We start from the raw sequence: 9,806 nt of genomic DNA, 5'->3' as shown, positions 1-9,806 counted from the left end.
CGGCTCGGCGGCGCCTGGCGCGGGGTGCTGATCCAGGGACGATCCGGCGCCGGCAAGAGCGACCTGGCCCTGCGATTGATGCAGAACGGCTGGCGGCTGGTCGGCGACGACTGGGTCGAGATCTTCGCCTGCGAGGGCGCCCTCTACGCCGCCGCCCCCGCGACCATCGCCGGGCGGATGGAGGTGCGCGGCCTGGGCGTCGTCAGCCAGCCTTTTCTGCCCCTGACGCGGATCGCCCTGTCGCTGCACCTGACTCAAGAGCCGGTCGAGCGCATGCCCGAAGCCGCCCAGGACGTGATCGACGGAATCACGATTCCACGCCTGGTTCTGGACCCGCGTCCAGCCTCGGCGCCCCTGGTCGTGGCGGCGGCGATGAACGTCGTCGCAACGCTTCCGCGACGGCGCGACGACGGCGCCCTTTGATCCGCGCCGCGATTGCCCTATGAAACGAGGCTTGTCGCTCGTCGAGGCGAGTTGGGGATGTCTTTGGTGAAGCCTATATGATCGGGCTGGTGATCGTCACCCACGGGGGCCTGGCCTCCGAATTCCTGTCGGCGATGGAGCACGTGGTGGGGCCGCAGCGCGGCGTCGCCGCCATCTGCATCGGCCCCGAGGACGATATGGAGCGGCGCCGCCGCGACATCGTCGACGCCGCCGCCGCCGTCGATGAAGGCGAGGGCGTCATCCTGCTGACCGACATGTTCGGCGGCACGCCCTCCAACCTGGCCATCTCGGTGATGGAGCAGACCGGCGCCGAGGTCATCGCCGGGCTGAACCTGCCCATGCTGATCAAGCTGGCCAGCGTGCGCGGCCGCGAGACCTTGGAGGCCTGCGTGGCGCACGCCCAGGACGCGGGCCGCAAATACATCTCGGTGGCGTCGTGGGTGCTGGCGGGCGAAAAATGAGCGACGTCGCCCCTTCCGCCCAGGCGGTGCTGAACATCTGCAACCAGCGCGGCCTGCACGCCCGCGCCTCGGCCAAGTTCGTCAAGCTGGCCTCGGAGTTCGAATCCGAAATCCAGGTGACGCGCGACGGCGTGACCGTGGACGCCCGCTCGATCATGGGCCTGCTGATGCTGGGCGCCGGGATCGGCTGCGGCGTCGAGGTCAAGGCCGAGGGGCCGGACGCCGCCGAGGCCGTCGCCGCCCTTACCGACCTTGTGGCGCGTCGCTTCGACGAGGATCAATAGCCGTCAGGTCCGGCGGCGTGCGGACCACGCCGTCGCACTCCCCCTCCAGCGGCACCCGCACCCCGTCGCCGGAACGATCGGTCCGGTCGCGGAACAGGGCCGCGCGCGCCAGGATGATCAGCGTCACCGGCGTCGTCACCGTGAAGAAGACGGCCACCAGCAGCTCGACCGGCATGAACCGCCCCTCGGCCGCGGTGAAATAGACCACCGAGCCGGTCAGGATCAGGAACATGCCCAGCGTCGCCCCCAGGGTCGGGGCGTGAACCCGCTCGTAGAAGGTCTTGAGCCGCACCAGGCCCAGGGCGCCGATGAAGGTCAGACCGGAACCGGCCAGCACCAGCGCCGCCGCCAGCAGCGCCGCCCAGGTCGGGACGTTTGCGGGAAAGCCGCTCATTCGATCACCTCGCCGCGCATCAGGAATTTGGCCAGGGCGACCGAAGAGGTGAAGCCCAGCATGCCGATGATCACCGCCGCATAGAAATACAGATGGCTGCCCGTCCGCACCCCGAAGGCGACAACCAGCAGCATCCCTGCCTGATAGAGGGTGTCCAGGCCCAGAATGCGGTCCTGGGCGCGCGGCCCCTTGGCGATGCGCCAGACCCCGATCAGGGCCGCCCCCGCCAGGAACAGCTGCGCCAGAACCAGCGCCCAGTAGAAGACGGCGCCGCTCATTCGAAGATCTCCATCAGGCGGCGCTCATAGCGATTCTTGATGCGACCCGCCCAGTCGTCCTCGTCGTTCAGGTCCAGGATGTGCAGCAGGAGCACGCCCGTCGCATCCTCATACTCGACCCAGATGGTGCCCGGCGTGCTGGTGATGACCACCGCCAGAACGGCCAGGCCGTAGCGGTCGCGCATCTCTAGCGGAATGTGGACGAAGCCCGAGACGCGGCTGTGGCGCGAAGCGTTCAGCCCCAGGACGACCAGCGCCACTTCCCAGTTCGACCGGATGATGTCGCGCGCGACCACCAGGGCGAAGCTCAGCAGGGTCAGCGGCTTTCTGACGCGAACCGGCTCCACCTCCAGGGCGCGCATGATGTGGGGCGCGGCCAGGGCCATCAGCAGGGCCAGGGCCAAGGCCGGCGGCCCGGCCGATCCGCTGAGCAGCACCGAGGCCCCGAACAGGCCCAGCGACAGAATGGGGTGAGGCAGGACCGCTCGGATCATGAGCCGCCTCCCAGCACCGCGCGGACATAGGCGTCGGGCCGCACCAGCCAGTCGGCCGTGTGGTCGGCATAGGCGAAGCCCGCCTCGCCGAAGATCGCCAGGAAGATGCAGGCCGCCAGCAGACCGGCGATGGCCACGCCCTCGGCGGCGCCGACCACGACCGCCGGCTCGGCGTCGTCGTCCCGCGCCCACAGGGCCGCCATGCCCAGGCGCGTCAGCCCGATCAGCGCGCCCAGCGACGCCAGCGACAGGGCCGCGATCACGCCATAGCCCGCCCAGCCGCCTACGCCTGACAGAGCGTCCATCATGGCCAGCTTGCCGATGAAGCCCGCCAGCGGCGGCAGGCCCGCGATCATCAGGGTCGAGATCAGGAAGGCGCCGCCCAGGGCCGCCACGGCCGCCGGAATCACCAGACCCGGCTCATTGCGCTCCTCGTCGTCAAAGGGGTCGATGTACTCATCCTCAAAGACGGCGCGGCCCGAACGCGCGCCGGGGTCCTGGCCCCGGTTCAGCACCTCGGCCAGCATGAACAAGGCGCCGCAGGCCAGGGTCGATCCGACCAGGTAGAAGACCGCCCCGCCCAGGACATCGGCGTCGCCTATGCCCACAGCCGCCAGCACCGTGCCCGACGAGACGATGACCGCGTAGGCGGCGGCGATCGACAGGTCGCGCGCCGCGATGATCCCCGCCGTGCCGAAGCCGATCGTCGCCAACCCGCCCAGCAGGATCCACAGCTGGCCAAACCCGGCCGAGGCCCCGCTGTCCGGCGCGAACAGCAGGAAGCTGAGGCGGATGATCACATAGGCGCCGACCTTGGACAGGATGGCGAAGACGGCGGCGGCCGGGGCGCTGGCCGCCGAATAGGTGGTGGTCAGCCAGAAGCCCAGCGGCCACATGGCGCACTTGGTCAGGAAGGCCACGCCCAGGATGGCCGCGCCGACGTGGAACAGGCCCCGGTCCGCCTCGGCGATCTGGGGGATGCGCACGGCCAGATCGGCCATGTTGAGCGTGCCGGTCACGCCGTAGATCAGGCTGACCCCGATCAGGAACAGCATGGAGGCCGTCAGATTGACGGCGATATAGGCCAGGCCCGCCCGGATGCGCGCCTCGCCCGACCCATGCAGGGCCAGGCCGTAGGAAGCCGCCAGCATGATCTCGAAGAAGACGAACAGGTTGAACAGGTCGCCCGTCAGGAAGGCCCCGTTGACCCCCATCACCAGCAGAAGGAACAGGGCGTGGAAACGCGGCCCCGCCCGGTCCCACCGCGCCAGGGCGAAGATCATGGAGCAGGCGCCCAGCACGCTGGTCAGGGCCACCATCAGCGTCGACAGGCGATCCGCCACCAGGACGATGCCGAACGGCGCCGGCCAGTCGCCCAACTGATAGACGCGGGCGGTGTCGCCCCCGCCGGCCGCCCCGGTCGCGCTCTCGTGCAGCAGGGCCAGGGCCATGGCCAGGATGGCGGCCATGGCGAACAGGCTGAGGCCGCCCTTCAGCAGGCGGCGGCGCTCGTCGAACAGCAGCATGGCCGCGGCGATGACCATGGGCAGAACGATCGGCCCGATGATCAGATGTTCCTGCCAATCGGTCATTCGGACGCCTCCTGGCCGTCGACATGGTCGCTGCCGGTCTCGCCGCGCGAGGCGAGCAGCACCACCAGGAACAGGGCCGTCAGGGCGAAGCTGATGACGATGGCCGTCAGCACCAGGGCCTGGGGCGTCGGGTCGGCGTAGAGCGCGGGGTCTTCCGCCCCCTTGCTGGTGATCGGCGGCGCGGCCGACCGCAGCCGCCCCATGGAGAAGATGAACAGGTTGACCGCATAGGAGACCAGCGACAGACCGATGATGACCTGGAAGGTGCGCGGGCGCAGCATCAGCCACACGCCCGAGCCGGTCAGGACGCCTATGGCCAGGGCCAGGACGATCTGGGTCATTGCGTCCCTCCCTTCTGCTCGGCTTCCGCCTCGGCCTCAGCCTCGGCTTCCTCGATGCGCGCGCGGCGCAACGACTGGTGGGCCAGGGCGACCAGCACCAGCACCGTGGCGCCCACCACCAGCACCACCACGCCCAGATCGAACAGGACGGCGCTGGCCAGCGGCACCCGGCCCAGCAGCGGCAGGTCGGCGTACTGGAAATAGGTGGTCAGGAAGGGCTGGTCGAACACCCAGCCCACCGCTCCGCTGAGCGCGGCCAGCAGCAGGCCGACGCCGATCCAGATAATGGGGCGGATCTCCAGCCGCTCCTCCACCCAACGGGCGCCGGACGACATGTATTGCAGGATGAAGGCGATCGACAGCGCCACCCCCGCCGCGAAGCCGCCGCCGGGCAGGTCATGCCCGCGCAGGAACAGATGCACGGCCAGAAGGATGATGAAGGGGAACAGCCAGCGCATCACCACGCCGGGGATCATCATGGTGTCGCTGAGGGTGTCGCCCTCGGTGCGGCCTTCACGGGCGCGGTCAGAGGCGTCCTGAACCCGCTTCTGCATCGGCTGGAACAGACTGTCGCTGGCCGGACGGAAGCGGCGCAACAGGGCGAGAACCGTCAGGCCGACGACGCCCAGGACGGTGATCTCGCCGAAGGTGTCGAAGGCGCGGAAATCGACCAGGATGACGTTGACGACGTTGCGTCCGCCCGCCTCCTCATAGGCCTTCTCGACGAAGAAGCGCGACACGCCCTCCACCGGCGGGCGGACCATGACGGCCCAGGCGATCAGGGCCACGCCCGCGCCGGCGCAGATGGCGATCCCCCGATCCAGACGACGGCGCCAACGCGCGCGGCGTTGCTCGGACTCGGGAACGTGGATCTCGACCAGACGCTTGGGCAGCCAGCGCAGGCCCAGCAGCAGCAGCACCGTCGTCACCACCTCGACCACCAGCTGGGTCAGGGCCAGATCGGGCGCCGACAGCCAGACGAAGGTCAGGCAGCTGGCCAGACCCGCCCCGCCCATCAGGATGACGGCGGCCAGGCGGTGATATTTGGCCTGCCAGGCGGCGGCCAGGGCGCAGGCTCCGCCCGCCAGCCACAGGGCGGCGAAGGCCAGGTTGTGCGCCTGGGGAACGCGGAACTCGGGCCAGGTCAGGACGAAGCCGCCCGCCGCCGCCACAGCTGCCGACAACAGGGCCGTCAGCAGGATCAAGCGCAGCTGCGGCTGCAGGCGCTGCGCGCCCAGGTGACGCACGACCCACTGCGACAAGTCCATCAGAATGACCTGGGACCGCTCGAACAGATAGCCGCCGTTCAGCCGCTTCATGCCCCAGGGACCGCCGCGCGGATTAGCGTTCAGCGCCTTGCCGAACACGACATAGAGGCCGATCCCGCCCGCCATGGCGATGACGCTGAGCAACAGCGGCAGGTTGAAGCCGTGCCACAGGGCCAGGCTGTAATAGGGCAGGTCGAAGCCCAGCATGGTCACTGCGGCGCTACGCAGGAAGGGGCCGACGGTGATGGCCGGGAAGATCCCGACCAGCAGACACAGGGCCACCAGCACCTCGACCGGGCGCCGCATCCAGGCCGGCGGCTCGTGCGGGACGCGGTCCAGTTCGGTCGGCGGCGGGCCGAAGAAGGTGCTGTGAATGAAGCGCAGCGAATAGAGGACGCTGAAGGCGCTCGCCAGGGTCGCCAGCACCGGCAGGGCCTGGTTCAGCGCCGAGGTCTGGGTGCTTGCCAGGGCCTCGGCCAGGAACATCTCCTTGGACAGGAAGCCGTTCAACAGCGGCACGCCCGCCATGGCGGCGGCGGCGACCATGGCCAGGGTGGCGGTGATCGGCATGAAGCGGATCAGGCCGCTGAGCTTGCGCATGTCGCGCGAACCGGCCTCGTGGTCGATGATGCCCGCCGCCATGAACAGGGAGGCCTTGAAGGTGGCATGGTTGATGGTGTGGAAGATGGCGGCGATCGCCCCCAGGTCCGACCCCAGCCCCAGCAACAGGCAGATCAGGCCCAGGTGGCTGATGGTCGAATAGGCCAGCAGACCCTTCAGGTCGTGCTGGAAGATGGCGCACCAGGCGCCGACCAGCAGGGTCGTCAGCCCCAGGCCGCCGACCACGAAATACCACATCTCGGTCTCGCCGAAGACGGGCCAGAACCGCATCAGCAGGAAGACGCCCGCCTTCACCATGGTGGCCGAATGCAGATAGGCGCTGACCGGCGTCGGCGCCGCCATGGCGCGCGGCAGCCAGATGTGGAACGGGAACTGGGCGCTCTTGGTCAGGGCGCCGATCAGGATCAGACCCAGGGCGACCGGGTACAGCGGGCTGGCCAGGATGACGTCGCGCGCGCCGATGACGGCGTCCAGCTCATAGCTGCCGACGATGCGACCGATCAGGATCATGCCGACCAGCAGGGCCACCCCGCCCGTCGCCGTGATCGACAGGGCCATGCGCGCGCCTTCTCGCGCCGAGGCGTTCTGGTGCCAGTAGCCGATCAGCAGGAAGGAGAAGAGGCTGGTCAGCTCCCAGAAGACGACCAACTGAATCAGATTGCCCGACAGCACCACGCCCTGCATGGCGCCCATGAAGGCCAGCAGGAAGGAGAAGAAGCGCGGCACCGGATCCTTCGGCGACATGTAGTAGCGCGCATACAGCACCACGAGCGCGCCGATCCCCAGGATCAGGGCGCTGAACAGCCAGGACAGGCCGTCCAGGCGAATGGTCAGATTGACCCCCAGAGACGGCAGCCAGGCCAGGGTCAGCTTCAGCACCTCGCCGTCCTGGAACCTGGGCCAGAGCACCGCCAGGCAGCCGACGCTGATCAGGGCGATGATCCACGACAGGATGGCCGCAGCGGTGCGCGCGTGACGCGGCAACCCCGAAGCGATCATGGCCCCGATGAAGGGCAGGACGAGAATGACGAGCAAGAGGAAGCTGGCGGGCACGGGCGTGTCGATCATCTCCGAAAAATTTTGGGACGGCGTCCGAAAGGCTGCGGATCGCGCCTCATCGTTCTGCCAGAGTTTTTCCTAAGGGAAATGACGCGCTTGCGTCAAAGCGACGAGTTGGCGCGATTGTGACCGTAGCGGGAGCGATTGGAGCGCAAAAAGACTAAGATTGATTCTGATAATCGTTCGCACTAAAGCAAGCCCAGTTTCAACCGGGGTCTCGCCGATGCGTTCGCTACTCATGATTTCCGTCGGGCTGACCGCCCTCGCCGCCGCCGTTCCCGCCGTCGCCGCGCCCGCTGTCGAAGACAATGCGATCGACCTGAACGAGCCCGTGCGTGTGGCACCGGTCACCGTCGTCGGCACCCGCACCGAGCGCCGCGTCGATGAGGTGCCCGCCAGCATCAGCGTCATCACCGCCAAGGATATCGAGACCAAACTCGTCACCGACATCAAGGATCTGATCCGGTTCGAACCGGGCGTCAGCGTCCCGACCAGCCCCGCCCGCTTTTCGGCCGCCCTGTCGGGCGCCGGGCGCGACGGCAATTCCGGCTTCACCATTCGCGGCATGGGCGGCAACCGCGTGCTGATCGTACAGGACGGCGTGCGCGTGCCGGACGGCTTCGCCTTCGGCGCGCAATCGGTCGGACGCGGCGGCTACAACGATCTGGATCTGGTCAAATCGGTCGAGATCCTACGCGGCCCGGCCTCGGCCCTCTATGGTTCGGACGGCATCGCCGGGGCGGTCAGCTTCACCTCGAAAGATCCGGCCGACTTCATCGAGGCGGGCCGCAACTTCGGCGCCCGTGCGCGCGTCGGCTACAACTCGGCCGACGAAGGCTGGACCGAGGGGCTGGCCCTGGCCGGACGCAGCGGCCCGTTCTCGGGCCTGCTGGCCTACACCCGCCGTGACGCTCAAGAGACCGAGAACATGGCCGAGACGGGCGGCGTCGGCGCGGCCCGCACCCAGCCCAACCCGCAGGATTTCGCCTCCAACGCCGTGCTGGCCAAGCTGGTCTGGGACGTGAACCCCGACCACGTCGTGCGCCTGACCTACGATCACTTCGACCAGGACATGAGCGGGGACGCCCTGAGCACGCGCGGCTCAAGCACCATGCGGATGCCGCCGCGCACCACCATCACCACCGTCAACCAGGTGCTGGCCGAAGACGAGACCCAGCGCGACCGCGTCAGCCTGGACTGGCGCTTCAATGACTTCCTGGGCCTGGACAAGGGTTCGGTCGCCGCCTTCTGGCAGGACGCGACCACCCGCCAGTTCACCTTTGAAGACCGCGACATCACCACCATCGTCGGCGCCGCCCCTCCGGTCACCGTCTCCGCCGACCGCACACGCGACGTGACCTTCGACAACAGCGTCTGGGGGCTGGCCGCACAAGGCTCCAAGAGCTTCGGCGGCGAAGGCGTCCGTCACCGCATCACCTTCGGCGCCGACTGGTCGCGCACGACGCAGGAGGGCGTCCGCGACGGCACCGTGCCGCCGATGGGCGAGCCCTTCCCCGCCCGCCCCTTCCCCAAGACCGAGTTCGATCTGGCGGGCCTGTTCATCCAGGACGAGATCGACCTGCTGGGCGGCCGCCTCAGCATCATCCCGGCCCTGCGCTACGACTGGTATGAGCTGACGCCCAAGAAGGACGCCCTCTTCCCCGCCGCCGCCGAGAAGCAGAGCGACAGCCATCTGTCGCCCAAGATCGGCGTCATCTACTGGGCCGACGACCATTTCGGCGTCTTCGCCAACTACGCCCAGGGCTTCAAGGCGCCCTCGCCGATGCAGGTGAACAACTTCTTCGCCAACCCGGTGTTCGGCTATGAATCCATCCCCAACCCGGACCTGAAACCCGAGACCAGCGAAAGCGTCGAGGGCGGCTTCCGCTTCCGTAACCTGGGCCTTTTCGGCGGGAATCTGTCGCTGCAGACCACAGCCTTCCGCACCACCTATGACGACTTCATCAACCAGGTGGTGGTGCGCGGCACGGGCCGCCCTGGCGTCGATCCGCTGATCTATCAGTACGTCAACCTGACCACGGTGAAGATCTGGGGCCTGGAAGCGCGCGGCGACATCCACTGGGACAACGGCTTCTCGACCATCGTCGCCGCCTCCTTCGCCGACGGCGAGCAGGAGACGCAAGGCGAGCGCGGCGCCCTGACCAGCGTCGATCCGATCAAGCTGGTCGGCGGCCTGAACTACGCCGCGCCCTCGGGCGTCTGGGGCGGGAGCGCCACCGTCACCTGGTCGGACAAGAAGTCGAACCATGAGTGCGGCGGCGGCCTGTGCTGGCCGGGCGACTCCTTCACCCTGCTGGACGTCACCGCCTATTGGAACGTGGCCGAGCGGGCCACCCTGCGCGCCGGCGTCTTCAACGTCTTCGACGAGAAATACGCCTGGTGGAGCGACGTGCGCGGCCTGAGCCGCCCCGCCGTCGGCGCCAGCCCCGCCACCCTGGACGCCTTCACCCAGCCGGGCCGCAACGTCGGCGTCTCCCTGAGCGTCCGCCTGTGACGCGCTCGACCCCGCCCATCGCCAAGGAGCCTTCCATGCGCGCCATCCTGATCGC

Annotated in this window: 10 protein-coding genes; 4 read left to right on the top strand and 6 right to left on the bottom strand. The window is 68.6% G+C overall.

The window, feature by feature from the left end:
• The 3 genes from RT567_RS09840 to RT567_RS09830 all read left to right on the top strand — a co-directional run.
• A partial coding sequence (locus tag RT567_RS09840) for an HPr kinase/phosphatase C-terminal domain-containing protein (protein WP_313576172.1) occupies positions 1-423 on the top strand: 423 nt, incomplete at its 5' end.
• A gap of 77 nt (positions 424-500) precedes the next feature.
• Positions 501-905 carry a PTS sugar transporter subunit IIA gene (locus RT567_RS09835; RefSeq protein WP_003164212.1) on the top strand — a complete coding sequence of 135 codons (405 nt, stop codon included), beginning with the start codon at positions 501-503 and terminating at the stop codon, positions 903-905.
• Complete coding sequence (locus RT567_RS09830; RefSeq protein WP_087139155.1) at positions 902-1,189, top strand: HPr family phosphocarrier protein; 288 nt, start codon at positions 902-904, stop codon at positions 1,187-1,189. Before RT567_RS09835 ends, RT567_RS09830 begins: the two co-directional genes overlap by 4 nt.
• On the opposite strand, the gene mnhG is transcribed toward RT567_RS09830, so the two are convergent.
• From mnhG to RT567_RS09800, 6 genes are read right to left on the bottom strand one after another with little or no spacing between them, the layout of a single operon-like run.
• Complete coding sequence (mnhG, locus tag RT567_RS09825; RefSeq protein WP_313576171.1) at positions 1,149-1,583, bottom strand: monovalent cation/H(+) antiporter subunit G; 435 nt, start codon at positions 1,581-1,583, stop codon at positions 1,149-1,151. The two genes, RT567_RS09830 and mnhG, sit on opposite strands and share 41 nt — an antisense overlap.
• Positions 1,580-1,861 carry a K+/H+ antiporter subunit F gene (locus tag RT567_RS09820; RefSeq protein ID WP_313576169.1) on the bottom strand — a complete coding sequence of 94 codons (282 nt, stop codon included), beginning with the start codon at positions 1,859-1,861 and terminating at the stop codon, positions 1,580-1,582. The genes mnhG and RT567_RS09820 overlap by 4 nt, the downstream gene beginning before the upstream one ends.
• Complete coding sequence (locus RT567_RS09815) at positions 1,858-2,355, bottom strand: Na+/H+ antiporter subunit E (RefSeq protein ID WP_313576167.1); 498 nt, start codon at positions 2,353-2,355, stop codon at positions 1,858-1,860. The genes RT567_RS09820 and RT567_RS09815 overlap by 4 nt, the downstream gene beginning before the upstream one ends.
• On the bottom strand, positions 2,352-3,947 hold the full coding sequence (locus tag RT567_RS09810; protein WP_313576165.1) for a monovalent cation/H+ antiporter subunit D: 1,596 nt from the start codon (positions 3,945-3,947) through the stop codon (positions 2,352-2,354). Before RT567_RS09810 ends, RT567_RS09815 begins: the two co-directional genes overlap by 4 nt.
• On the bottom strand, positions 3,944-4,288 hold the full coding sequence (locus RT567_RS09805; protein ID WP_087139160.1) for a Na+/H+ antiporter subunit C: 345 nt from the start codon (positions 4,286-4,288) through the stop codon (positions 3,944-3,946). Before RT567_RS09805 ends, RT567_RS09810 begins: the two co-directional genes overlap by 4 nt.
• Positions 4,285-7,245, bottom strand: coding sequence for a monovalent cation/H+ antiporter subunit A (locus tag RT567_RS09800; protein WP_313576163.1), 2,961 nt, complete (start codon positions 7,243-7,245; stop codon positions 4,285-4,287). The genes RT567_RS09805 and RT567_RS09800 overlap by 4 nt, the downstream gene beginning before the upstream one ends.
• A 214-nt stretch (positions 7,246-7,459) precedes the next feature.
• Between RT567_RS09800 and RT567_RS09795 the strand changes: the two genes are divergently transcribed.
• Positions 7,460-9,751, top strand: a complete 2,292-nt coding sequence (locus RT567_RS09795) for a TonB-dependent hemoglobin/transferrin/lactoferrin family receptor (protein ID WP_313576162.1) — start codon at positions 7,460-7,462, stop codon at positions 9,749-9,751.
• Positions 9,752-9,806: the final 55 nt, after the last annotated feature.

Origin of the sequence: Brevundimonas sp. (assembly GCF_032107865.1) — a bacterium.
Classification (GTDB): domain Bacteria; phylum Pseudomonadota; class Alphaproteobacteria; order Caulobacterales; family Caulobacteraceae; genus Brevundimonas.
The sequence above is the reverse complement of the archived record's forward strand: the minus strand, read 5'-3'. Positions and strand labels throughout refer to the sequence as shown.